This window comes from Aeromonas sp. s13 (assembly GCF_040907905.1).
Classification (GTDB): Bacteria; Pseudomonadota; Gammaproteobacteria; order Enterobacterales; family Aeromonadaceae; genus Aeromonas; species Aeromonas veronii.
Genome location: NZ_JBFOCS010000072.1, coordinates 18962 through 44213 on the forward strand (window position 1 = coordinate 18962; position 25252 = coordinate 44213).

Below are 25252 nucleotides of genomic sequence, written 5' to 3' on the forward strand. Positions count from 1 at the left end.
CACTATGGTCGAAACCGGTAACCCCTATCGTGATAATGTCTCTCGCCTGATCACCTGGGGGCATTGGTTCTCCTTCTTCAACATTATTCTGGCCATGCTCATCGCTACCCGTTATCTGGGTGCCATCAGCTGGCCATCGACCACGCTTGGCGTGATCTATCTCGTTGTAAGCTGGATTGGCCACTTCTCGTTTCTGAGTTTTGTCACCTACCTGTTGACGATCTTCCCGCTCAGCTTCGTGCTGCCCAAGGAGAAGTCGTTGCGGTTCATCTCGGCCATCATCGCTACCCTGGCGCTGGTGCTGCTGCTGATCGACACCCAGGTATTCCGGCTGTTCAAGTTCCACCTCAACAGCCAAGTATGGCAGTTGCTGCTGGATCAGGCGCAAACCGAAGAGGGCTCAATCTGGAGCATCATCTTCGTTGCCGTGCCCACCATCTTCCTGCTGCAACTGCTGCTGTCGGCCTATGTCTGGCGCAAGATCAACAAGCGCAAGCGCCGCCAGTACGGCAACCAGGTGGGACTGGCCCTGCTGATCTGCTTTATTCTGACCCACGTGGTCAACAGCTGGGCCGATGCGACCCTCTATCAGCCGATCACCATGCAGAGAGCCAACTTCCCCCTCTCCTACCCCATGACGGCCCGCTCCTTCCTGGCCAAACATGGCTGGCTGGATCTGGATCAGTACGAGAAGCAGGCTGCCTCCCAGGGTGATAACAGCGACAGCCGGATGCATTACCCACTGCGCCCGCTCAACGTCAACGCCCCCCTGACTCACAACAATCTGCTGATTGTGGTGGTCGACTCATTGCGTTTTGACATGCTCAACAACATCAACATGCCCAATCTGCAGCGCTATGCGGATCAGCATCTGACGTTCCGCAATCACCTGAGTGGTGGCAACGACGACTTGATGGGGATGTTCAGCCTCTTCTACGGGTTGCCCGGCCACTACTACAAGGACATCAGCAGCGACAAGCGTCCGCCGGTGCTGTTCGACGAGATGCTGCGTCAGGATTACCAGTTCGGGCTGTTCGGCGCGATGGAAGATGCCCAGAAGTATCGCAAGAGCATCCTCGCCGGTCTGCGCAAACAGGTGTTTGTCTCCGAACAGAGTGACGATGGCAAGCTGCTGACCGACTGGCAACAGTGGCTGGAGAAGCGCTCTCCCGAGCGTCCCTGGTTCTCGCTGGTCTATCTCTCGAGCCCCGGCGACTACCAGTTGCCCGCCACCATGAAGGGGCCGTTCCAACCGGAGCTCGCCAACTTCAATCCGGCGACCGCCTATCGGGCGGAGAACCTGCAAAAACTGGAGAACCGCTACAAGAACTCGGTCTTCTATACCGACCAGTTGCTTGAACAGATGCTGACCAAATTGCAGTCGCAGGGGATGGACAGCAACACCATCGTCGTCATCACCTCCAACCACGGTCAGGAGTTCAACGACACCCGCAGCAACAGCTGGGGCGCAGGCAGCAACTACTCACCCTATCAGGTGCAGGTCCCGCTGGTACTGGCCTGGCCGGGGCGCGGCAGTGACGTTCGGGAACAACCGAGCAGCCATTTCGATCTGGCGCCGACCCTGATGCAGGGGATGCTGGGCGTGCGCAATCCGGCGCGCGATTACAGCGTTGGCCGCTCGCTGTTTGATACCAGCCCGCGCAACTGGCTGCTGGCCGGGGATCAGAACGACTTCGCCATCTATGAAGGGGAGACCATCACCCACTTCAACAAGCAAGGTGACTTCGAACTGCTGGAGCGCAACAGCTATCGCCCGATCAAGCACGGTACCCCGGATATGGGCGCTATGATCCAGGTGATGAACGAGCTGAACCGCTTCTATCGCAACCAGTGAAGCGCCCGTTGATGGCTTAATACCATAAAAAACGCCCCGAATTCGGGGCGTTTTTCGTTGTATAGCCGGCCACGTTCACGACAGTTAGCCACCCCACCCTTGCGGGTACTTGTAGCCGACGAAACGCTTGGCTGCATAGGCTTTGAAAGCCGCCGAGTTGTAGGCCGCCGCCACATCTTTGGCAAACGGCTGATCCGCATCTGCGCTTTTCACCACCACCCAATTGATAAAATCGTAGCTGCGCTCCAGAAACAGTCCTTCACTGAACGGGATTCCGCTGGAGGCGGCAAAATTACCGTTGATCACCGAGAAGTCCACATCCTCGCGCGAGCGGGGCAGTTGCGCCGCCTCCAGCAACACCAGCTTGAGATTGTGCGGATTGTTCACCACATCAAACTCGCTCGCCTTGAGCGGGTTGATCCCCTCCTTGAGGGTCAGCCAACCGAGATCCTGCAACATCAGCAGAGCCCGCGCCTGATTGGTGGGATCGTTGGGGATGGCCACCGTGCTCCCCTTTTTCACCTTGTCGAGTGCCGCCAGCTTGCCGGAGTAGAGCCCCATCGGGCCAGTTGGCACCTGGGTAATGGGTGCCAGCGACAAGCCGCGATCTTTGGCAAAACTCTCCAGATAAGGTTTGTGCTGGAAGCAGTTCACATCCAGTGATCCGTCAGCCAGAGCAATATTGGGAGTCACATAGTCGGTGAACTCCACCAGCTTGACCTTATACCCCTTGGCCTCCAGCTGCGGCTTGATGGAGTCGGTCACCATGTCGGCAAAATCCCCCACCGTAGTACCAATCACAATCTCCTGTTTGGTCGGCAAGGACGCATCGGCGGCAACCGCGGAAAAAGAGAGGCTCCCGACCGCCATCGCGGCAATAAAGGTGCTGGCGCCAGCAGTGGCGCGCAAGGAAGCAGTGCAAGAAGGTAAGAAGGTAAGAAGGAACGAAACGGCATAGGGACTCCCTGTCAGGTACGCATCAAGCTATGGGCCTGCGGCGGGGCCGCCCTCAGAAGTAGCGCCCTTCACACCGCAGCAATCTAGCCATCCAGACGGCTATTTAAGTTAGCATAACAGAGCCATCCACCGCCGCCAAGCAATAAACCACTGACCCACCCCCACCTCATCACTCTTGCAGGCTCACCCGAACGCATACCAGCACTCACATTGGCACACACCACCATGCCGTTTATTTCCAAGAGCGCACGAGCTCCCCTCGGGATTGCCCCGAATCGAGATGGCTGCGGCGAAGGAGAGTCGCGAGAGGAGTGAGTTACAGATAAAAAGATCAGTAGTGAGCAGTGAGAACCATTCTCAATAAAACACATAACCAGCGTCATTGGAATACCTACCACAAACCAGATCGGATTTCTTTGAACCTCATTGCGTTTTTTGAAAATGGCTCTTTTTGAACCCCTACCACCCGTGTATAGATTTCCGTCGCACTCAGGATGGTGCGATCCAAGATGGAGTTAAAAAAATAATGAAGCAAACATCGTTAGCACTGGCGATCACAGCACTGCTGTCGACCCTGCCCAGTGCGCTCGTTCAGGCAAATGAAGGTTGTGCGCCGCTCACCGGCAAGGAGAGCGGCATGGATATCGGACGCAGTAGCACCGAGCGCTGCCTGCCAGGTGCCAATCCCCTGCAGGATCAGCAGTGGTATCTGCTCAACAGCGGCCAGGATGGATTCAGCACCCGTGGCGGCATAGCGGGCAATGATCTCAACCTCTGGTGGGCTCATCGCACCGGCGTGCTGGGCCAGGGAGTCAATGTGGCCGTGGTGGATGATGGTCTGGCTATCGCCCACCCGGATCTGGCGGACAACGTCCGTCCGGGCTCCAAAAACGTGGTGACCGGCAGCGATGACCCGACCCCGACGGATGCGGATACGGCGCACGGCACTTCGGTCTCCGGCATCATAGCGGCGGTGGACAACGCCATCGGCACCAAGGGGATCGCCCCGCGGGCCCAGTTGCAGGGGTTCAACCTGCTGGACGACAACAGCCAGCAGTTGCAGAAAGACTGGCTCTACGCCCTTGGCGACAGCGATGCCAGCCGCGATAACCGGGTGTTCAACCAGAGCTATGGCATGAGCCTGGTCGATCCCCGTCCGGCCAACGACCTGGATCAGGCCCAGCTCGACCGTCTGTTCGAACAGCAAACCCTCAAGGCGCAGAGTGCCGCCTATATCAAGGCTGCCGGCAACGGCTTCAACAAGATAGCGGCGGGCGGCTATGTGCTCAATCGCACCGGCAACGGCCCCAAATTGCCTTTTGAGAACAGCAATCTCGACCCCTCAAACAGCAACTTCTGGAACCTGGTGGTGAGCGCGCTCAACGCAGATGGCGTCAGATCCTCCTACTCCAGCGTCGGCAGCAACGTCTTCCTGAGCGCCACCGGCGGCGAGTACGGTACCGACTCCCCCGCCATGGTGACCACGGATCTGCCCGGCTGCGATATGGGCTACAACCGCACCGACGATCCCCGCACCAACCGGCTGCACGGCAACCCGCAGCTGGATGCCAGTTGCGACTACAACGGCGTCATGAACGGCACCTCCTCCGCCACCCCCAGTACCTCGGGCGCCATGGCACTGCTGATGTCCGCCTACCCGGATCTGTCAGTACGCGATTTTCGGGATCTGCTGGCGCGCAGCGCTACCCGGGTCGATGCCAAACATCAACCCGTGATGGTCAGCTACACCAGCAGCACCGGCAAGGTGCGTGATGTGAAAGGGCTGGAAGGGTGGGAGCGCAATGCCGCCGGCATGTGGTTCAACCCCACTTACGGTTTTGGTCTGATTGACGTCAACAAAGCCCTTGAGCTGGCAGCCAATCACCAGCCCCTGCCCCCGCTGGAGCAACTGCCGTGGCAGAAGATCAATGTCAGCGGCAGTGCCGCCGCTATCCCGGATGTGGGCAACAGCCCGACCCGTTCCACTACCCGCATCGCGACACCATTGACGGTAGAAGCGGTTCAGGTGATGGTGAGTCTGGATCATCAGCGCCTGCCCGATCTGCTGATCGAACTGGTCTCCCCCGCCGGCACCCGCAGCATCCTGCTGAGCCCCTTCAACAGCCTGGTCGGCCAATCTCTCGACCAGCAGCAGCTGGGCTTTGTACGAACCAAGGGATTGCGTGACATGCGGATGCTATCCAACAAGTTCTACGGCGAATCGGCGCAAGGCACATGGCGACTGGAAGTGACCGACGTTGCCAACGGTACCCGTCAGGTCTCTCTGCTCAATCGCGAGACCCGTGAGCGTACCACCCTGACCGAGCGCAACAATCGCCAACCGGGCAAGCTGATCTCATGGTCCCTGCGGATCCTGGGTCACGATGCCAACCGCAGCTAACACGCTAGGAGTATTACCATGAACAAACCTGTTACCTTGCTTCTGGCAACCCTGCTGGCCCCCCTCTCGGGACAGCTCTGCGCCCAGGAGTCCGTCACCATGGATGGCAAGCAGTACAGAACCATAGAGGTGAACGGCCAGACTTACCTCATTCCTGACAACGGCAGCAAGAAGCGGGTCGCCCGCAGCCTTGACAGCAAGGTCCCGCAACAGACCCTGCGCCGCGGTGACGTGTTGATGCAAGGGGCCGCTAGCCCGGAGCTGACTGTAAGCGGCACCCTGCTGGTGGAAGCTGACGATGCCAGCGCCAAGGCGCTGGCGACTCGCCACGGCTTGAACTTCAAACAGAGCAGTGGTGGTATCGCCCTGCTGGAGGCCAAATCGGGCACCGATCTCAACGCCATCGCCACCAAGCTCAAGAGCGAAGGGGTGAATGTGCAGATCGAGCTGTCGGGGGCCGAACAGCAGCCGAAATAGGTCGCGACAGACAAATAACAAAGGGGGCCATCATGGCCCCCTTTCTGCTGCTCATTTTGACAGTGACTTACTTGGCGCTATGCTGCTCCGCCAAATAGAGCCAGGTATCGACCACGGTATCGGGGTTGAGAGACACCGAATCGATCCCCTGCTCCACCAGCCAGGCGGCGAAGTCCGGATGATCGGAGGGGCCCTGACCGCAGATCCCCACGTACTTGCCCGCCTTGCGCGCGGCCTGAATAGCCATCGCCAGCAGAGCCTTGACCGCCTCGTTACGCTCGTCGAACAGATGGGCGATGAGCCCGGAATCCCGATCCAGCCCAAGAGTGAGCTGGGTCATGTCGTTGGAACCGATGGAGAAGCCGTCCACGTGCTCCAAAAACTTGTCTGCCAAGAGGGCATTGCTCGGGATCTCGCACATCATGATCACCTTGAGCCCCCGCTCGCCGCGGCGCAGACCGTTCTCGGCCAGGATGTCGATCACCTGCTCCGCCTCGCCCACGGTGCGCACGAAGGGGATCATCACCTCGACGTTGGTCAACCCCATCACATCGCGCACCCGCTTGATCGCCTCGCACTCGAGGGCAAAGCAGGGGCGGAAGCTGTCGGCGATGTAGCGGGATGCGCCACGAAAACCGATCATCGGGTTCTCCTCGTGGGGCTCGTAGCCACGACCGCCCACCAGATTGGCGTACTCGTTGGACTTGAAGTCCGACATCCGCACGATCACCCGCTCCGGCCAGAAGGCGGCCCCCAGAGTGGCGATCCCCTCGGTCAGCTTGGCCACATAGAACTCCCGCGGGCTGTCGTAACCGGCGATCATCTTGCCGATGGTGGCCTGCAGCTCTGGGGTTTGCAGGTCAAACTCCAGCAAGGCCTTGGGGTGCACGCCGATCATCCGGTTGATGATGAATTCAAGGCGCGCCAGCCCTACCCCGGCATTGGGCAACTGGGCAAAGTCGAAAGCGCGGTCCGGGTTGCCGACGTTCATCATGATCTTGATGGGCAGGCGCGGCATATTGCCCACCTCGGTCACCGCCACGTCGAAGTCCAGCTCGCCGTCATAGATAAAACCGGTATCCCCTTCCGCACAGGAGACGGTGATCCGCTGGCCCGGCTGAATATGATCGGTAGCGTTGCCACAGCCTACCACTGCCGGAATGCCCAGCTCGCGGGCGATAATGGCGGCGTGACAGGTGCGGCCACCCCGGTTGGTGACGATGGCGGAAGCCCGCTTCATGATGGGCTCCCAGTCCGGGTCGGTCATGTCGGTGACCAGCACATCGCCGGGCTGCACTTCGTCCATCTGGCTGATGGAGGAGATGACCCGCGCCGGGCCCGCGCCAATCTTGTGACCGATAGCACGCCCCTCGATCAACACCTTGCCCGCTTGCTTGAGGGCAAAACGCTCGAGGGTGTTGGCCTCCTGACGGCTGCGCACGGTTTCCGGGCGGGCCTGCACGATATAGAGCTGGCCATCCTGACCATCCTTGGCCCACTCGATATCCATCGGGCGGCCATAGTGCTGCTCAATGATGAGGGCCTGTTTCGCCAGCGCCATCACCTCCTCATCGCTGATGCAGAAGCGGCTACGCTCGGCCTCATTGGTGTCGACAATCTTCACCTGACGGCCGTGACCGGCATCGTCCGAGTAGGTCATCTTGATAAGCTTGGAGCCGAGGGTCTTGCGCACCACCGCCGGGCGGCCCCCCTTGAGGGTCGGCTTGTGCACATAGAATTCATCCGGGTTGACCGCGCCCTGCACCACCATCTCGCCAAGACCATGGGCACCGGTGATAAAGACCACGTCGTTGAAACCGGACTCGGTATCCAGGGTAAACATGACGCCGGAGGCGGCGAGATCGGAACGCACCATCCGCTGCACCCCGGCCGAGAGGGCAACACCCCTGTGGTCGTAGCCCTGATGCACCCGATAGGAGATGGCGCGATCGTTGAACAGAGAAGCAAACACATGCTTAACCGCCGTCATGACGGCATCGATGCCACGTACGTTGAGGAAGGTCTCCTGCTGACCGGCAAAGGAGGCGTCCGGCATATCCTCGGCGGTGGCGGAGGAGCGCACCGCAAACGAGGCCTCGACACCGGCACTCAACTTTTCATAGGCAACCCGGATCGCCTGCTCCAGCTCGGGCTGGAACGGGGCGTCGATCACCCAGTCGCGGATCTGCTGACCGGCCCGGTTGAGGGCGGCGATATCGTCCACGTCCAGATTGTCGAGCAGATGGTGGATCTTGCCGTTGAGGCCGCTTGACTCCAGAAACTCGTTAAACGCAAAGGCGGTGGTGGCAAAGCCCCCCGGCACGGATACGCCGGCGCCAGAGAGGTTGCTGATCATCTCGCCAAGGGATGCGTTCTTGCCGCCAACGCGTTCTACGTCCTGCATTCCGAGTTGTTCGTACCAGAGCACGTACTGTTGCACTTGGATGTCTCCAGGTTGGTGGGCACCGATGCCATAGCACCTCGTGCGCCCGATTTAATCGATGAGGTTATGGGTAAGTCAGGTGCGTTATTGTCTGTTTCTTTTATTGCCAACGACCATGAAAACGTTTTCTACTGGTTTTCAAAAAAATCCCCGAGCAAGCGTTGGGGATGGTCGAATGACCGGAACATTCTACAATGGCGACACAAAAAGATAACGATTCAGGTTTGCAAGCCACTTCACAACTTGGGCACAGCAGACCGGTTGACAAAACTGGTATGGTTTCGGGAGATACTTCTCACCCCTTACCCCACTCGACCCCACCCGCGGTATCACAGGAGCCCCACGTGCACACCGTATTTTATGTTTCAGACGGCACCGCCATCACAGCCGAAGTGTTCGGCCACGCGGTACTGAGCCAGTTTCCGCTGGCCTTCGAGCAGATCACTATCCCCTTTGTGGAGACACTGGAGAAAGCCCGTCAGGTACGGATGCGGATCGACGAGCAGTTTCGCCAGACCGGGGTGCGCCCCATCCTGTTTCACACCATCGTCGACCCGCTGGTACGGGAAGAGGTACTGAAATCGGAGGCGTGCGGCCACGACTTTCTCAACACCTTCGTCAGCCCGCTGGAGCAGGAGCTGGGGGTAAAAGCCGAGCCCCGCCTCCACCGCACCCACGGCATGGAGAACCGCAAGCTCTATGACGATCGCATCGAGGCGGTCAACTTCGCACTGGCCAACGACGATGGCATCACCACCAAGGAGTACGATGAGGCGGACATCATCCTGATCGGGGTCTCCCGCTGCGGCAAGACCCCCACCAGCCTCTATCTGGCGCTGCAGTTTGGCATTCGCGCCGCCAACTACCCCTTTATCGAGCAGGACATGGGGATGCTGGAGCTGCCCGCCCCCCTCAAGGCCAACCGTCACAAGCTGTTTGGCCTCACCATAGCGCCGCAGCGGCTGCACGAGATCCGCAACCAGCGCCGTGCCAACAGCCGCTACTCCTCCATCGAACAGTGCGAGCAGGAGCTGGCCTGCGTGGAGAGGCTGTTTCGCCAGGAGGCGATCCGCTTCCTCGATACCAGCTCCCACTCGGTGGAGGAGATCAGCGCCAAGGTCCTCGAGGCGACCGGTCTGCGCCGCCAGCTCTGTTAAGCCAGCTTTACAGCTATCGGCATCAACAAAAGATAAAAATTACAGTGTCGCGGCGAAAGTCAGCTGTGGCGAACTGCAATTCACATAGATGACAGTGAAAAGCGTGGATAAAAAAGGGATAAGCACCACAAATGCTTATCCCTCTTCTTGTCGACCTTGGCGTTGTGCCTTGTCACCTGCTGCCAGTTAGCCGCTATTCGATTCCGTTCTGCTGCGCTCGGCAAACAGCCAGAGTTAACTAACGATTGAGCTCAGGGTTGTTCATCAACCGGGCATAGAAGGCCAGCAAACCGTGGCGCAGGCGAACCCGCTCCGCCAGCCAGCCGCCAACGAGCGCCCCCGTTACCCCACCCACCAGCAACAGCGACTGCCAGTAGTGCAGCAACCCATGATCACCGAGTAACAGCCAACCCAGCAACATAATCGCGGCCACCAGCAACAACAGCGGACTGGCGGCAATCCCTAACCAGAGCGCCACCAGCACACTCCGGGCAACCCCTTGTTGCAGCACGCTTTCGCGTTCCCTGTGCTCCAACTCCCTGCACTCTTCCCTGTACTCTCGCTTGTTTGGCATCATTTGCATCCATCTGTGGCTTGGCACCCCAAAAGCACACCAACAAGACAAAATGTCAACAAAACAGAATTCGATTGCACAAACATCAATCAAAAACTACCAAGAAGCCTCTTCAGATCATGAAAAAGCTGCTATTGGTACAAAATACGGCCATTAGAGATGGAAAACAGGTGCATTCATGGCGGATTATCACTATTCTGCTTCGGTTGCCAGCCAACAGTAAAAATTGAAAATGGCATGGCGTAACGAAATAAATACAGCTTTCGTCAGGTTTTGGCTACGCACTGCGGCCTGCTCAGGATGAGCCCAACACCGACCAGAGACAACAGAGACGTAAGGACAGACCCATGGATTTGAAACAAGACGGTGAGGAGCTGAAGCGCGGCCTTAAAAACCGCCACATTCAGTTGATTGCTTTGGGCGGCGCCATCGGCACCGGCCTCTTTCTGGGCATTGCCCAAACCATCAAGATGGCAGGCCCCTCAGTCCTGCTGGGTTATGCCATCGGCGGCTTTATCGCCTTCCTGATCATGCGCCAGCTCGGTGAAATGGTGGTGGAAGAGCCGGTAGCCGGCTCCTTCAGCCACTTTGCCTACAAATACTGGGGCGAGTTTGCCGGTTTTGCGTCCGGCTGGAACTACTGGGTGCTCTACGTGCTGGTGAGCATGGCCGAGCTGACCGCGGTGGGCATCTATGTCCAGTACTGGTGGCCCGAGATCCCGACCTGGATGTCGGCAGCCTTCTTCTTCGTGCTGATCAACGCCATCAACCTCTCCAACGTCAAAGCGTTTGGCGAAATGGAGTTCTGGTTCGCCATCATCAAGGTGGTCGCCATCATCGGCATGATTGGCTTTGGCGGCTATCTGCTCCTCTCCGGTGCCGGCGGACCCGAGGCAAGCGTCACCAACCTGTGGGCTCAGGGCGGCTTCTTCCCCAACGGCATCAGCGGCCTAGTGATGGCGATGGCGGTGATCATGTTCTCCTTTGGCGGTCTGGAGCTGGTGGGCATTACCGCCGCGGAAGCGGACAACCCCGAGAAGAGCATTCCCAAGGCCACCAATCAGGTGATCTACCGCATCCTCATCTTCTACATCGGCGCTCTGGCTATCCTGATGTCCCTCTACCCCTGGGGTAAAGTGGTGGAAGGCGGCAGCCCGTTCGTGATGATTTTCCACGCTCTGGACAGCAATCTGGTCGCCACCGTACTCAACATCGTGGTGCTGACGGCGGCACTGTCGGTCTACAACAGCTGCGTCTACTGCAACAGCCGGATGCTGTTCGGTCTGGCCAAACAGGGCAACGGCCCGAAAGCCCTGCTCAAGACCAACAAGAGCGGCGTGCCGCTGGTTGCCCTCTCGGTCTCGGCCATCGCCACTCTGCTCTGCGTGCTGATCAACTACCTGATGCCGGGCAAGGCGTTCGGTCTGCTGATGGCGCTGGTGGTCTCCGCACTGGTGATCAACTGGGCGATGATCAGCCTCGCGCACCTCAAGTTCCGCAAGGCCAAGGTCGCAGAAGGCGTCCAGCCCAAGTTCAAGGCGTTCTGGTACCCCTTCGGCAACTATCTCTGCCTCGCGTTCATGGCCGGTATTCTGGTGATCATGTATATGACCCCCGATTTCCGCATCTCGGTCGAACTGATCCCCGCCTGGCTGGTGGTACTGGGCATTGGCTTTGTCATCAAGCGCAAAGGACAAGCTCAAAGCAAGGTTGCAGCCAATCTGGGTTAATGCCCGCAGCTGAGAAAAACAATGCAAAACGCCGATCGGATGATCGGCGTTTTTTTATTGCGCGCAGCACGACTAGCAGCCATAGCCCTCAGGAAGGCAGCTCTTGCCTTTGATCTTGCCGATGCTCCGGGCTGTTGACGCAACACTCATCGCGGAAAAAGGCGATGATCTCCTCCAACACCGCGTATTGAGAGACGCAAAGCAGGGTGCGACTCTCCCGGTTTTGCTTCACCAGCCCCACCGAGACCAGCGCCGCGATATGGTGGCTGAGGGTGGAAGCGGGGATCGCCAGCTGCCTTTGCAGCTCACCCACCGGCAGCCCTTGCTCTCCCGCCTTGACCAGATGCTTGAAGATAAACAGCCGGGTCGGATGACCCAGCTCTTTCAATGCCTTAGCGACCTCTTCCAGTTGCATCTCTGCGCCCTCCACGAATTTGATATTTCGATAATACCAGAAATATCTTGACCGGCCATTCATTTCGATTATTTTGGAAATACAGAAACCAAGTGAGGATACGACAATGAATGAGTGGTTAACCATGCTGACCGATGCAGCCCAGATGTTCCTGTTTCTGGCTGTCGAACTGTCGGTGCTGTTTCTGGTCATTAGCGCCGGGGTCAGCCTGATCCGCCAGAAGATCCCCGACGAGAAGATCCGGCGGATGCTGGGGGCGAGACATGGCAAGGGCTATCTGCTCTCGGCCCTGCTCGGTGCCGTCACCCCCTTTTGCAGCTGCTCCACCATCCCCATGCTGAGAGGGCTGCTCTCGGCCAAGGCTGGCTTTGGCCCCACTCTCACCTTCCTGTTTATCTCCCCACTGCTGAACCCCATCATCGTCGGCTTGATGTGGGCCACCTTTGGCTGGAAAGTGACCCTGCTCTACGCCGTGATCGCCGCCAGCGTCTCCGTCATGGCGAGCATGCTGCTCGACAGATTGGGGTTCGAGCGCCATGTCATCGACCCCAAAGAGGCCACCCCCTCTTGCGGTAGTGGCTGTGGCCCGGCGACCCGCGCCACAACTCAAGCACATTGCAGTGACAACCAACGCGGCGCCATTCGCGCAATCAAACCCCTCAACGGGGCAGCGTGCTGCCCGGCACCGCAACCAGAGATGGCAGAGCAGTCCACCCTTTCCTGCTGCGGCGATGGCACGGCAACCCTGACCCGTGCGCCACAACTCCCCACCGCCTGGGTCAAAGCTCGCATTGATGCCTGGCAGCAGTTCAAAGCGGTATTGCCCTTCCTGCTGCTTGGGGTGCTTATCGGCTCATTTATTTACGGTTTTATTCCGGCCGAGTGGATCGCCGCCCATGCTGGTGCCGACAACCCGCTGGCCATTCCCTTCAGCGCCATCGTCGGGATCCCGCTCTACATCCGTGCCGAGGCCGTGATCCCGCTGGCGTCGGTACTACTGGGCAAAGGGATGGGAATGGGCGCCGTCATGGCGCTGATCATCGGCAGTGCCGGCGCCAGCCTGACCGAGGTGATCCTGCTCAAATCCATGTTCAGAACCCCGATGATTGCGGCCTTCCTTACCGTGATCCTCGGCATGGCGATACTGATGGGCTACCTGATACAACTGCTGTTTTAAGTCGCCCATCATTAAACAGACAGGGTGTTAAGCCAGCAGAGTGTGAAACCATCAGGCTTCCCATAGACAAACGCCGATCAACTGATCGGCGTTTGTCTATTCCGTACGGCAATCTGCAACCGGCGTTACAGATATTGCCCGACGATGGGGAGCAGATCCTCGACGTCACGGGCGATATGGTCGGGTTGGTGTTCCCAGCGCTCCGGGGTCGCGCGGCTATAGGCGACAGCCACCGATATCACACGGCTCTGCTCGCCAAGCGCCGCTTGCAAATGACGGGCAAACTGCACATCCGCTTCATGGTCACCGATATAGATCAGCGACTGGCACCTGGCTGGGCCGAAGATAGACTCCAGACATTTGAGGCCACCGTAAGGATGGGGTTTTTGCTGCTGTCCGGGCACGTCATCATAGCCGACCACAGCCTTGAACAGGCTGTTCACGCCATGCTGCTCCAGTACGCGGCGAATGTTCTTTTGGGAGTTCTGCGAACAAATTCCGTGGGGAATGGCAGAGAAATGGTCAATCACCGCCTCCAGCCCCGCAAAAAAACGCACCTCGGTCCGGTTCATCTCCTGATGCTTGGCCCACAGACTGCCAGCCAGCACCATCTCGTCCCGCGACAAACCGTAGTAATCCATATAGAGCGCCTGCCAGTTCTTGGCGGCGTGATTTGCATGGTGATACTCCGCTTCGCTGCGCAGATAGCGCGGCAGATGTACTCCGGTCAGATGGGGGGCGACCTCAGCCAGGATCTGCTTGGTGATATCGATATTCTTCGGCACCGAATTGACCAGAGTACCGTCATAATCCCATAAAATCGCATCCAACTTCATTGCGTTACCTGTCTCGCTTCACAGCCATAAGTCACGCCATGTTACTTGGCTTGCCTCCCCTCGCCAAACCGCGCTGTAAAAATGTGAGACCCATCCCGTCCCCACGCAGTAGCACAAGAGTTAATGTGCAACAACACAATAAATGAACATCCTCTGCCATACTCAGACGAAGTATTCCGTTACGCCGAAACCGGAGTCTGATCATGGTAACCAGCTCGCTTCACACCACAGATACCGAGGTTGAATTTGCCGACGATATCCAGTTGGTATCGACGACCGATCTCAAAGGGGACATCACCTACGCCAATCCGGCGTTTTGTCAGGTGGCAGGCTATCGCCTGGAAGAGATGTTGGGGCAGCATCACAATCTGGTGCGCCACCCCGACATGCCCAAGGCAGCGTTTGCCGATCTCTGGGCCCACCTGCAGGCGGGTAAACCATGGCGAGGGATGGTAAAAAACCGCTGCAAAGATGGTCGCTATTATTGGGTTGATGCCTATGTCACCCCGATTTATGAAGATGGCAAGATGGTGGGTTACCAATCCGTCCGCTGCCGCCCCGCCGCAGAGCACAAAGCGCGTGCCAGCCAGATGTACAAAACCCTTAAAGCCCGTGAAACCGGCTCTGCCATTCACGTGGGCCTGCGTCAACTCACGCCGGCCATGATGACCATCCCCCTGCTGCTCGTCAGCGTGATCAGCGCGCTCTGGCTGATCTCACCGCTGCAGGCGCTCTGGGTAATCATACCCCTCTTGGCAACAATCTGGTTCAATCGCCACCCTCTCTTCCTAACGCCGCGATTCTTGCAGCAGCTCGAGCAGGATTACGACAGCATCAGCCGCCTTATCTTCTCGGGGGATGCCCCCCACAGCATCGCCGATTTCCATATCAAACTCGGGCAAGCGAAGATCCGTACCGTACTCGGCCGGGTGGATGACACCACGGCTTCGCTCAATGCCATGGCCAATGACCTGCGCGGCTCCGCCTCGCTGGCCAGCCAGGATATCTCTTCGCAAGACACGCAGATCCAGCAGATTGCCACCGCCGTCACCCAGATGGCCTCGGCCGCCGAGGAGATCAACCGCAATATTCAAGACAGCAACAGCCAGATCGAAGAAGCCCGCAGCCACTGCATCACCACCAGCACCCAGCTTTCGGAAGCAGGAGAAGAGATGTCGGCGCTGGCCACCCAGGCAGAGCAGGCCTTCCAGTCAGCCGTTGAGCTGGCGAGCGAATCCGAGCGGATCGGCACCATCATGAGCGAAATTCGCGGCATTGCAGATCAAACCAACCTGCTGGCGCTTAATGCCTCCATCGAAGCCGCACGGGCAGGCGATCAGGGGCGCGGCTTTGCAGTGGTGGCGGACGAGGTTCGCAGCCTGTCGACCAGAACCCACAAGGCGACAGAGCAGATCCAGAACAGCATTGGCCATATCCAGCAAACCCTGGGGGGATGGAAAGAGATGATGCATCTCAATGTGACCAGAACCAACGCCTGCCTCGCCACTACCCGGGCAAGTACCGGCAACCTGAATCAGGTTGTGGTCGAGATAGACAAGGTCTCTGATTTTTCCAACCAGATCACCGCCGCGGCCACCGAGCAACAAGCGGTCATCGAGGAGATCAGTCGCAATATCAACCAGATATCCTCGCTCTCTCACGATAACAGTCTCAAAATCGATCAAGTGAGTGAAACCAGTGCCAACTTGCAGAGCAAAGCGAGCCAGCTCAAGGACTTAAGCCGGACGTTTGGGTAACATTTATAAAAATATCGAAACTTGCCGATATTACGCCGACATAATGTCGGCGTAATATCATGAATTATCAGCTCAGTTTTTTCTTTTCTCGGTAGGTAATCGTGGAAAAAGAGTCAATATATGAACGACGATAGACACAGAACCACCCATATGCGCCTCAACGCGCTTGGCTTCTTCTACTAATAATTCGTACAACTCCTTTATACCCATCGTTGCCCCTGTCTCTGGGTGTTGCCAGGCACGATCCTTTTTAAGGGTTATTAGCAATGCTCCTGCACGACGAGTTTCTATTGATAAATATTTTGTGACAAGTTGATGTTCAATCGTGTCACGAAGATCACTTGCGGTACGTTTGTCTCCAAGTTTTAGCTCAATCACACTCTCATAATCAGACGCGGTGGATCGAAGCCGAATATCCGTCTCCTTTTCTTCAGCAGTGACCGCTTCCTGGTCTACTCTATAGAGACCATTGGCTGAATACTGTAATGCTCTGGCTATTTCACGCCGCATGATCCGCTCCTGATCAATTCTTGCCCATGCCTCCCTTGGCGAAACATCACTATTCAATAATTCATCCAAATCGGCCAAGCGATCACAAAGCAAGGTGAACATAGCCGCATTCGTTGTCAGTGGTGCTTCACCTTTATCTTCAAGTTCACGACATTGCTGTTCATCCAAGAGTGCCGAATCAATTTCTTTGGCCCATGCTTCCTGAGCCAATGCCAGAACCCGATCTTTAAAATGAGAAAATAGGGGGTCAATGGCCATATCATGTTTAACTTGCCATCCCTCTTCTCCTTGTGACTCCAATAATGCAGTCAGAATTGCATTGCGTGCATATTCGGCATTATCACGCATATCCGGTGTATAGCAGCCTTCATGTTCAGCATCATCCTGACGCCTTATATGTTGGTAAGCCAGGCGGGCTAGCCTGAGCAATAATATAGGTGTGAAATCATTATTTCTTATATTAATGCTATCATGGCGTTCATTAAATAATTTTGTAAACCATTCCACGGGCTTGCTTAAGGGTTCAGGTTCAATATCTCGTAATTTTCCTTCAAGTACATCAACACCCGACTCAGGATTTAAACGTATCAAGGTTGATAACCAGATCAGCATAACCGGCTCTGCCAGCTCTTTACTTACATATTCCTTAGCCATGAAACATAACTTGGCTTGGTGGTCAACATCACCGTGGATTAAAATTAATTCAATCACTCGAGAATAACGAGATATAAAACCTGATGATTGCGGTTCATCATCGATCAGAAGTCCAATTTCACTCAACCATGTAACAAGGCGAGGAACAAAAAGCATAGTCACTGAGTTGGGGGCATGATGGAGGCGTTGCAACAGCATGGAGTGATGAAGTTCATGGGTAGAGGTAGATAGTACCCACTCAAGTTCTTTACCAAAAATATCACTGACAGCAGATGGGTGATACCTCACCAAGTCATTAATCCAGTCCGGTAATTTATTCAGTTCAAGTAATGAATAACGTGCGGCTAGCATTGCCTCCTCCTGAGTCAGCGGGCTCGCCCAGTCAGTATCCTCTGCTTCTGCATAGATTCCGGCCAAGCCGAGTCGCCATATCTCCAGATATGTGCTTCGCTGATCTTCTGGTCTCTCACAAATCAGCGTCGGGCAATGCTCTCGCCAAGAAGCCATAAAAAGCGTACGAAGCCGGTCGGTGACTATGCCTCCAAAATGAGATTCAAGGAAGGGACGGTTCCAACCAGATAAATTATTATCATCAGCGGTTATTATCATTACCCTGAATAAGTCCCACACCATATTTTTATAATGGTCATCTGAGAATACATTATCAGTATATTCTGAGATCTCACGATGCAACATCATCCAACTGGCTCGTATCTCTGCTGCATCCATCTCTTGCTGTTTACGCAGTTCCGCATCTTGGCGCTGTAACTCTTCACAGGCTTTATCATGCTCGGAGGGCTTTATTGCTTCATCAAGTAATGAGAGCAAATCTGGTTGGTCTGCAACTAACTCTCGCAAATCTGATAATGGGATTCGCAATCGATAGATCGCAATATGCATGAGTATCTGATGCTCAAAAGATGGCTTATTTTTATCTTGAAGGTCATTGACTACCCAAGCCTGATCCAGCTGTACCGTGAGCTTAATAAGCGAATCATAAGGAATGATTTCAACCACACGTTTCCATATATCATCGATTGGACATAAAGATTGCACCAAGGCATCTATTGCCCAAAAAACCTGCTTTCTATTTTTGCTATCAAGTTCATTTATTCGCTGTGACAACTCATTATGAATTTTGTCATCATCGTATTCATGTTGACGCAGACGCAATGCAAGTACGCAAGCATGAATCCATTGTTCGGAACACTGGTGGTCGAGTCCGCGAATACAAACAGCAGCTAATGTACTGCTCAGGTACTGGCGAGGAGACACCATATGTGGCCATTGCTCTTGCCGCCATTGCAACCCATCCGAGATGAGGGTTACTAATTTGTCCCGCAGCTCCTCCAGTTGTGACATGACTAGTGGTGCATTTTTGATTAGCGATGGCAGTCGCCAACTCAAGTTGCTAACTGACCGTTTTTTCCATTGCAGCCAGCCTAATGCCTGGCAGAGCTGCGCCACAGAAAGATGACTTGGAAACAGATCCAAAATCGCTTCACGCACTATTTTGTCAGGCCAGTCAGGATGTTGAGAAACCATAAGTGCAGCTAATTCACCCAATCTTGGAGCGTTCAGCGCTTTCAGTGCATGAATTGCATAAATACGTTCCACCTCAACAAGCACTGAATCCGTGGCAACTGAATATACAAGGTCAGAACAGCCACAAATCACTCCTCGCTCAATGAGCTCCAGCAAAACACACCGTACTTCATGATTATCGATACCTTGCTGCCACAGCAGATTAATCTCATCAGCCAACTCAGGAGTCGCAAAGCGTTTAATTTGGATAGATGGAGTGTGTAAACCTCGCCAACCTCCTTTTCCATAACGCTGAACATATGCACCAAGAGCTTGTTTACGCTGAGCAAGAGTCAATGATGCAGGATCACCTTCATCCAGTAGCAGCGTCGGCTCATGATCACGAATTGCTTGAAAAATATCGTCATTCAATGCTGCCAACCAGCCCGCTATCGCCCGTTTGGAAGGAAGGACTATGGTATTACCCTTGGTCTCAATAAAGAGCAGCCGCTTGAGGGCACGAAGCGACATACCTTTATCCCTCATCTCCTGCAATCTTTTTGCGGCAAGAAATTCTGATACTGACCGATGGTGAAAACGAACTCGCCCATAGGAGGCAAACCCAAACAGGGGGCGCTCCAATAACGTTTGTCGTTCCTCTTGTGTCCAGTCTGACAGGATTATCGACGGATCAAGCGCAACCTCACCCTGTTGATCATTATCCGATTTGGCACTGTGTCTGATTGTCAAACGACGGGTCAGCCACATGGCCAGCGCCAGCCTGCTCGCCCCCGCAATAGCTTTATCTATCGAAAGTTCAGCAAGCTCATGCCTATCTTCTCTATTTCGGGGCTTAAGTTTGATACGAATACTGGCTTCGACTTGCTGGCGATGGGTTCGAAGCTGAAGTCCCGCCCGCCAATCAGCACATAGCTCAATAAGATCTTGAGGACGCCTAGCAAACTCAAAGGCATTCTTCCTCTCAATGTCACTAAGCAATTCGGCTGTATTTTTGACACCTTTCTGCTCGGCAAACTCGACAATCTGGGTATTAGAGAGCGGCATCAGAGCAACGGTGCGCCACTCTGGAATGGGATCTTCATTCGATTGGCCAGAGGAGATGGGTATATGCTCGCCCAATGCCATGCTGGCAAATTCTCTTTCCTTTTTTTCAGTCGACTGGAGTTTAATCTGTGGTGGTATCGGCAGTTTGCTGCGAACAAGTTGCGCATCAAAAGGGATCGGGCGGGTCGTTATTACCACTCTCACTCTTCCTAAATGACCTTGAACACCTTTTACAAAGCGATCCAGTGCTTGTCGGAAGGAACCCCTGGTCAACTGCAGTTCGTCATAGGAATCCAGAAAAAAGGTGGCAACTTCAGCCTGCGAGGCAAGCCATAGATCAAAACGCGTTTCCTCCTCATAACCCAGCAGATCCCGCAAATGGGTGGATGCCAGACTGGCCAACTCAACAAAGAATGCGGCTTCGCCCTTTGCAGCCAAAAGACGGGCCTGCTCGCGACACTCATGGGTCTTGCCTGACCCCGCCTCGGAAATAAGCAGGATACGTTTCGAGCGTAACAACGCTTCCCATGTGAGACCGTCAGACCAACCTAGCTGAGTCAGAAAAGACTGCTTATCAGCATCAAATATTTGTTGTTCATCAATATCTTTGAAAGTGCGTTCGATCATGACTACTCGCTGAGTGCTGCTAGATGGATGACAGTGATAACCAGAGAAAAGAACTTCAAATTGCCACTGGCGGTACCAAGCGTATCTTACGAAAGATGTGGGCAATAAATCTCGAACAACCGATAGCTAAATCAATAACCTATTGATTTAAAGCAAAAACGTAAGCAATGAGTTATTTACATGAAAAAAGGCCACCCGTCTGGGTGGCCCTGTTGTTTATACGGCTTAACTGTTGCACCTAAACGCCACTTACTTGGCGTAATCCTCGGTCGGGATGCAGGAGCAGAACAGGTTGCGATCGCCGTAGACGTCGTCGATGCGGTTCACAGATGGCCACAGCTTGCTGGCGCGCACGGCGTCGGACGGGAAGACCGCCTCGGCGCGGCTGTAGCCACGGGACCACTCTGCATCCATCACGTCATCCTGAGTGTGCGGCGCATGGACCAGCGGGTTGTCGGTGAGGCTCCACTGCCCCTCCTGCACCTTGGCAATCTCGGCGCGAATGGAAGTCATCGCCTCGACGAAGCGATCCAGTTCGCGCTTGGATTCCGACTCGGTCGGTTCGACCATCAGGGTACCCGCCACCGGGAAGCTCATGGTCGGCGCGTGGAAGCCGTAGTCCATCAGCCGCTTGGCCACGTCCATCTCGCTGATACCGGAAGCCTCCTTGAGCGGACGGATATCCAGGATGCACTCGTGGGCCACCCGACCGTTGCGGCCAGAGTAGAGCACTGGGAAGGACTCACCCAGCTTCTTGGCCAGATAGTTGGCGTTGAGGATGGCGACCTGAGTGGATTTCTTCAGCCCCTCGTCACCCAGCATGGCGATATACATCCAGCTGATGGGCAGGATGCTGGCCGAGCCGAACGGTGCCGCCGACACGGCGCCATTGTCACGGCTCTCCTTGTCGGTCTTGACCACGGCGTGACCAGCCACGAACGGTGCCAGATGTTTCTTCACACCGATGGGGCCCATGCCCGGGCCGCCACCGCCGTGAGGAATGGCAAAGGTCTTGTGCAGGTTGAGGTGAGAGACGTCCGCCCCGATAAAGCCCGGCGCCGTCAACCCGACTTGCGCGTTCATATTGGCGCCGTCCAGATAGACCTGGCCACCGTGCTGGTGAACGATGTCGCACACCTCCTTGATGGTCTCCTCGTACACCCCGTGGGTGGAGGGGTAGGTCACCATCAGACAGGAGAGTTGATCCCCCGCCTCGGCCGCCTTGGCGCGCAGGTCGTCGAGATCCACGTTGCCGGACTTGTCACAGGCGGTGACGATCACCTTGAGCCCCGCCATCTGAGCAGAGGCCGGGTTGGTGCCGTGGGCAGAAGCTGGGATCAGGCAGATGTCGCGATGCCCCTCACCGCGGGATTCGTGGTACTTCTTGATGGCGAGCAGACCTGCGTATTCGCCCTGGGCACCGGAGTTGGGCTGCATGCAGACCGCATCGTAACCAGTCACCTTCACCAGCCAGTTTTCGAGGTCGGCCAGCAGCAGCTGATAGCCCTTGGCCTGCGCCAGCGGCGCGAACGGGTGCAACTTGCCGAACTCGGGCCAGGTCACCGGGATCATCTCAGCGGTAGCGTTGAGCTTCATGGTGCAGGAGCCAAGCGAAATCATGGCGTAGTTGAGCGCCAGATCCTTGGCTTCGAGACGGTGGATATAACGCAGCATCTCGGTCTCGGAGTGGTACTTGTTGAACACCTCGTGGGTCAGCACGGCGTCGGTGCGCAGCAGATCCTGCGGGATGGCATGATGGGTCTGAGCCGCCTTGTCGAGGGCCTCGATATCCAGTCCATGACTTTGGCCGAGGAAGAGATCGAACAGCTCGGCCACATCAGCGCGGGTGGTGGTTTCAGACAGCGACACCCCTACCGCACCATCTAGGTCTGCACGCAGGTTGATGCCGAGCCCCTCGGCCTTGGCGATCAGCGCGGCCTTGTCAGCAGTCTGCACGGTCAGGGTATCGAACCAGCTGGCATGCTTGAGGGCCACACCCTTGGCCTTGAGGCCGAGCGCCAGAATGGTGGTGAGACGGTGCACGCGGGAGGCGATGGTTTTCAGCCCTACCGGGCCGTGGTAGACGGCGTAGAAGCTCGCCATATTGGCCAGCAGCACCTGTGCGGTACAGATATTGGAGTTGGCCTTCTCGCGGCGGATATGCTGCTCGCGGGTCTGCATCGCCATGCGCAGCGCGGCCTTGCCACGGGCATCCTTGGAAACGCCGATAATGCGGCCCGGCATGGAGCGCTTGTAGGCATCGCGGGTAGCGAAGAAGGCGGCGTGGGGGCCACCGTAACCCATGGGCACGCCAAAGCGCTGGGCGGAGCCCAACACCACATCGGCGCCCAGCTCGCCCGGGGATTTGAGCAGCAGCAGGGAGAGCAGATCGGCGCTGACGCAGGCCAGCCCTTTCTGGGCCTGTACCGCGGCAATCAGGGCGCGCAGATCTTTCACCTCACCTGTGGTGGTGGGGTACTGGAACAGGGCCCCGAACACCTCTTCGCTCACTGCATCGCTCGCGGCGCCAACCGCCACGTCAAAACCAAAGTGAACCGCACGCTCCTTGACCACGTCGATCACCTGCGGGTGCACATCATCGGCCACGAAGAAGAGGTTGGACTTGGACTTGGCCATCCGCTTGGCCAGCGCCATCGCCTCGGCGGCGGCGGTCGCTTCATCCAGCAGGGAGGCACTCGCCAGATCCATGCCGGTCAGATCCAGCGTCAGCTGCTGGAAGTTGAGCAGGGCTTCGAGGCGGCCCTGTGCCAGCTCGGGCTGATAGGGGGTGTAGGCGGTATACCAACCCGGATTTTCCAGCACATTGCGCAAAATGACATGGGGCACATGGGTATCGTGATAACCCATGCCGATATAGCTCTTGGCAATCTTGTTCTGAGCGGCATAGCCCTTGAGCTTGGCCAGCGCCTCCACTTCGGTCATGCCGGCACCGATGCCGAGCGGGCCCGGCAGGCGAATGGCGGCAGGCACGGTCTGGGCAATCAGATCGTCCAGGCTTTCGGCCCCGACGGTCGCCAGCAGCTGGCGCAGCTCTTCCTCGCCAGGGCCGATATGGCGGCGGACAAAATCAGTTTTTTGCTCGAGTTCAAACAGTGACTGGGTCATTTCCCTATTTCCTGATAAATAAGTCCTGGCATGACATCCTGATAACCAAGACCTGATGTTCCAGATCGTCGGCTGATACCGACTCCACTCATGTTCTGGGTCCCGCAGAGAGGGTGCGGCACCGGATGCTGCGGCAGCATCAAGAGGGGATCGCCTTGTTGCGAACCGGCCTGTTTGCCCCCTAGGCACCTAGGCTGGCAAACGGCAAGCGCGGGCGACTTCACCCTTCCACCGGCCGATGCTTGCCCGGCTGGCGGTCATACAAAGGGGCCCTGCTGTGTTGGCAGGGCCCGGGGGCATTACTCTTCGTCCACCACGTTCTGGTAGCCTTCGGCATCCAGCAGGTTGGCCAGCTCGCTCTCGTCATCGAGCTTGATGCGGAACAGCCAGCCAGCGCTGTAGGGGTCGGAGTTGACCAGCTCGGGGCTCCCTTCCAGCTCTTCGTTGACGGCGATGATCTCGCCGCTCACCGGGCTGTAGATGTCGGAGGCCGCCTTGACCGACTCGGCCACGGCGCAGTCGTCACCGGCACTGACCTGCTTGCCCACTTCCGGCAGCTCGACAAACACCATGTCACCCAGCAGCTCCTGGGCGTGCTCGGTGATACCGACCACGGCCTCGCCGTTGGCTTCAACACGGATCCACTCGTGGGAAGTGGCATATTTCAGTTCGCTCGGGATATGGCTCATTTGTGCTTCCTTTGATCTTTGAGTCGCGTTTAAAAACGAATATGAAAAGGGATGGGGGAGGCACTGCCCTCCCCCAAGACGATGTTAAACCAGCTTCTGGCCGTTACGGACGAAAGCGGGCTTGGTGACCTTCACGGTGACCAGCTTCTTGCGGATCTCCACCTCGGCCAGTTCACCGATATCACGGGGCACCCGTGCCAGGGCAATACTGTAGCCCAGGGTGGGGGAGAAAGAGCCGGAGGTGATCACACCTTCCCGCTTCTCACCGTTTGCCGCAGTGAAGGTAACGGGCATACCGGCACGCAGCACCCCTTTCTCTTCCATCACCAGACCCACCAGCTTGGGCTGGTTGCCCGCCGCTTTCTGCGCTTCCAGCACGTCGCGGCCGATAAAGTTGCGATCGCTCGGCTCCCAGGCGATGGTCCAGGCCATGTTGGCGGCCAGCGGAGAGACTGACTCGTCCATATCCTGACCATAGAGGTTCATCCCCGCTTCGAGGCGCAGGGTATCGCGGGCTCCGAGGCCGCACGGGGCGACGCCGTTATCCAGCAGCGCTTGCCACAGCTCGCAGGCTTTCTCTTGCGGCACTACGATTTCATAACCATCTTCGCCGGTGTAGCCGGTAGTGGCGATAAAGAGATCGCCAGCCTGCACGCCGAAGAAGGGTTTCATCCCCACCACAGCAGTGCGCTGGGCGGCACTCAGCACAGCAGCAGCCTTGACCTTGGCGTTGGGGCCCTGCACCGCAATCATCGCAAGCTCGGGACGCTCGGTCACTGTGATGTCGAAATCGATGGCGTGATGGCGGATCCATGCCAGATCCTTCTCGCGGGTAGCGGAGTTGACCACCAGCCGGTAGAAGGTATCGGTTAGGTAATAGGTGATGAGGTCATCAATCACGCCGCCTTCCGGATTGAGCATGCCACTGTAGAGGGCCTTGCCGGGGGCAGTAAGTTTGGCCACGTCATTGGCCAGCAGGTGTTGCAGAAAGGCTTTGACCCGTTCGCCGGTCAAATCGACGATGGTCATGTGGGAGACATCGAACATACCGGCATCGCTGCGCACCGCGTGGTGCTCTTCCAGCTGGGAGCCGTAGTTGATGGGCATTTCCCAACCGTGGAAGTCCACCATCTTGGCGCCGGCTTCCAGGTGTTTGGGATGCAGTACTGTAGTCTGGATCATCGCATTCTTTCCTTAGCAAAAAGCCTTTTCGCTTTGGCGACCACCCTTGCGACCCGCGCCACCGCTCTGACTGCACTACGTACAGCAAAAAGCGAC

General features: G+C 56.7%; 16 protein-coding genes. 7 read left to right on the forward strand and 9 right to left on the reverse strand.

The window, feature by feature from the left end; genetic code table 11:
- Positions 1-4: 4 nt before the first annotated feature.
- Positions 5-1855 carry a DUF3413 domain-containing protein gene (locus AB5Y82_RS14590; RefSeq protein WP_042053125.1) on the forward strand — a complete coding sequence of 617 codons (1851 nt, stop codon included), beginning with the start codon at positions 5-7 and terminating at the stop codon, positions 1853-1855.
- 84 nt (positions 1856-1939) lie between these two features.
- Here AB5Y82_RS14590 and AB5Y82_RS14595 read toward each other — a convergent pair whose 3' ends face one another.
- Positions 1940-2725, reverse strand: coding sequence for a MetQ/NlpA family ABC transporter substrate-binding protein (locus AB5Y82_RS14595; protein WP_108613486.1), 786 nt, complete (start codon positions 2723-2725; stop codon positions 1940-1942).
- Positions 2726-3338: 613 nt separating this feature from the next.
- On the opposite strand from AB5Y82_RS14595, the gene AB5Y82_RS14600 reads away from it, so the two are divergent.
- Both AB5Y82_RS14600 and AB5Y82_RS14605 read left to right on the forward strand, forming a co-directional pair.
- The gene (locus AB5Y82_RS14600; RefSeq protein ID WP_111900590.1) at positions 3339-5213 is read left to right on the forward strand and encodes a S8 family serine peptidase; all 1875 of its coding nucleotides are present in this window, start codon (positions 3339-3341) and stop codon (positions 5211-5213) included.
- An 18-nt stretch (positions 5214-5231) separates the two neighbouring features.
- Positions 5232-5690 (forward strand): hypothetical protein, encoded by a 459-nt coding sequence (locus AB5Y82_RS14605; protein ID WP_111900591.1) that lies wholly within the window; start codon positions 5232-5234, stop codon positions 5688-5690.
- Positions 5691-5757: 67 nt separating this feature from the next.
- Here the strand turns inward: AB5Y82_RS14605 and ppsA are convergent, their stop codons facing one another.
- Positions 5758-8130: a phosphoenolpyruvate synthase gene (ppsA, locus tag AB5Y82_RS14610; RefSeq protein WP_111900592.1), complete on the reverse strand. Its 2373-nt coding sequence runs from the start codon at positions 8128-8130 to the stop codon at positions 5758-5760.
- Between the two features lie 347 nt (positions 8131-8477).
- Here ppsA and AB5Y82_RS14615 point away from each other — a divergent pair, with 347 nt between their 5' ends.
- Positions 8478-9290 carry a pyruvate, water dikinase regulatory protein gene (locus tag AB5Y82_RS14615; RefSeq protein WP_005344832.1) on the forward strand — a complete coding sequence of 271 codons (813 nt, stop codon included), beginning with the start codon at positions 8478-8480 and terminating at the stop codon, positions 9288-9290.
- A gap of 238 nt (positions 9291-9528) precedes the next feature.
- On the opposite strand, the gene AB5Y82_RS14620 is transcribed toward AB5Y82_RS14615, so the two are convergent.
- On the reverse strand, positions 9529-9864 hold the full coding sequence (locus AB5Y82_RS14620; protein ID WP_111900593.1) for a hypothetical protein: 336 nt from the start codon (positions 9862-9864) through the stop codon (positions 9529-9531).
- 347 nt (positions 9865-10211) lie between these two features.
- Here AB5Y82_RS14620 and AB5Y82_RS14625 point away from each other — a divergent pair, with 347 nt between their 5' ends.
- On the forward strand, positions 10212-11594 hold the full coding sequence (locus AB5Y82_RS14625; RefSeq protein WP_005352966.1) for an amino acid permease: 1383 nt from the start codon (positions 10212-10214) through the stop codon (positions 11592-11594).
- An 88-nt stretch (positions 11595-11682) separates the two neighbouring features.
- On the opposite strand, the gene AB5Y82_RS14630 is transcribed toward AB5Y82_RS14625, so the two are convergent.
- Entirely contained in the window at positions 11683-12009 is a 327-nt protein-coding gene (locus tag AB5Y82_RS14630; protein WP_111900594.1) for a helix-turn-helix transcriptional regulator, read from the reverse strand.
- A gap of 106 nt (positions 12010-12115) precedes the next feature.
- On the opposite strand from AB5Y82_RS14630, the gene AB5Y82_RS14635 reads away from it, so the two are divergent.
- A complete protein-coding gene (locus tag AB5Y82_RS14635; RefSeq protein WP_111900595.1) occupies positions 12116-13186 on the forward strand; it encodes a permease in 1071 nt (356 codons plus the stop codon).
- A gap of 125 nt (positions 13187-13311) precedes the next feature.
- Here the strand turns inward: AB5Y82_RS14635 and AB5Y82_RS14640 are convergent, their stop codons facing one another.
- Entirely contained in the window at positions 13312-14022 is a 711-nt protein-coding gene (locus AB5Y82_RS14640; RefSeq protein WP_111900596.1) for an HAD family hydrolase, read from the reverse strand.
- 203 nt (positions 14023-14225) lie between these two features.
- Here AB5Y82_RS14640 and AB5Y82_RS14645 point away from each other — a divergent pair, with 203 nt between their 5' ends.
- Positions 14226-15779 carry a PAS domain-containing methyl-accepting chemotaxis protein gene (locus tag AB5Y82_RS14645; RefSeq protein WP_111900597.1) on the forward strand — a complete coding sequence of 518 codons (1554 nt, stop codon included), beginning with the start codon at positions 14226-14228 and terminating at the stop codon, positions 15777-15779.
- Between the two features lie 72 nt (positions 15780-15851).
- On the opposite strand, the gene AB5Y82_RS14650 is transcribed toward AB5Y82_RS14645, so the two are convergent.
- The 4 genes from AB5Y82_RS14650 to gcvT all read right to left on the reverse strand — a co-directional run bounded on the left by AB5Y82_RS14650 (position 15852) and on the right by gcvT (position 25156).
- The gene (locus AB5Y82_RS14650) at positions 15852-20159 is read right to left on the reverse strand and encodes an NACHT domain-containing NTPase (protein WP_159143536.1); all 4308 of its coding nucleotides are present in this window, start codon (positions 20157-20159) and stop codon (positions 15852-15854) included.
- Between the two features lie 249 nt (positions 20160-20408).
- Positions 20409-23285, reverse strand: a complete 2877-nt coding sequence (gene gcvP / locus AB5Y82_RS14655) for an aminomethyl-transferring glycine dehydrogenase (protein ID WP_368174159.1) — start codon at positions 23283-23285, stop codon at positions 20409-20411.
- A gap of 299 nt (positions 23286-23584) precedes the next feature.
- Entirely contained in the window at positions 23585-23974 is a 390-nt protein-coding gene (gcvH, locus tag AB5Y82_RS14660) for a glycine cleavage system protein GcvH (protein WP_005333898.1), read from the reverse strand.
- 84 nt (positions 23975-24058) lie between these two features.
- Positions 24059-25156: a glycine cleavage system aminomethyltransferase GcvT gene (gcvT, locus tag AB5Y82_RS14665; RefSeq protein WP_005346577.1), complete on the reverse strand. Its 1098-nt coding sequence runs from the start codon at positions 25154-25156 to the stop codon at positions 24059-24061.
- Positions 25157-25252: the final 96 nt, after the last annotated feature.

Coding starts and splice junctions, on each gene's coding strand:
- gcvH (WP_005333898.1), bottom strand. CDS start 23,974: ATGAGCCATATCCCGAGCGAACTGAAATATGCCACTTCCCACGAGTGG.
- AB5Y82_RS14590 (WP_042053125.1), top strand. CDS start 5: ATGGTCGAAACCGGTAACCCCTATCGTGATAATGTCTCTCGCCTGATC.
- AB5Y82_RS14620 (WP_111900593.1), bottom strand. CDS start 9,864: ATGCCAAACAAGCGAGAGTACAGGGAAGAGTGCAGGGAGTTGGAGCAC.
- AB5Y82_RS14630 (WP_111900594.1), bottom strand. CDS start 12,009: ATGCAACTGGAAGAGGTCGCTAAGGCATTGAAAGAGCTGGGTCATCCG.
- AB5Y82_RS14640 (WP_111900596.1), bottom strand. CDS start 14,022: ATGAAGTTGGATGCGATTTTATGGGATTATGACGGTACTCTGGTCAAT.
- AB5Y82_RS14605 (WP_111900591.1), top strand. CDS start 5,232: ATGAACAAACCTGTTACCTTGCTTCTGGCAACCCTGCTGGCCCCCCTC.
- AB5Y82_RS14635 (WP_111900595.1), top strand. CDS start 12,116: ATGAATGAGTGGTTAACCATGCTGACCGATGCAGCCCAGATGTTCCTG.
- AB5Y82_RS14600 (WP_111900590.1), top strand. CDS start 3,339: ATGAAGCAAACATCGTTAGCACTGGCGATCACAGCACTGCTGTCGACC.
- AB5Y82_RS14625 (WP_005352966.1), top strand. CDS start 10,212: ATGGATTTGAAACAAGACGGTGAGGAGCTGAAGCGCGGCCTTAAAAAC.
- gcvP (WP_368174159.1), bottom strand. CDS start 23,285: ATGACCCAGTCACTGTTTGAACTCGAGCAAAAAACTGATTTTGTCCGC.
- AB5Y82_RS14645 (WP_111900597.1), top strand. CDS start 14,226: ATGGTAACCAGCTCGCTTCACACCACAGATACCGAGGTTGAATTTGCC.
- AB5Y82_RS14650 (WP_159143536.1), bottom strand. CDS start 20,159: ATGATCGAACGCACTTTCAAAGATATTGATGAACAACAAATATTTGAT.
- AB5Y82_RS14595 (WP_108613486.1), bottom strand. CDS start 2,725: ATGGCGGTCGGGAGCCTCTCTTTTTCCGCGGTTGCCGCCGATGCGTCC.
- gcvT (WP_005346577.1), bottom strand. CDS start 25,156: ATGATCCAGACTACAGTACTGCATCCCAAACACCTGGAAGCCGGCGCC.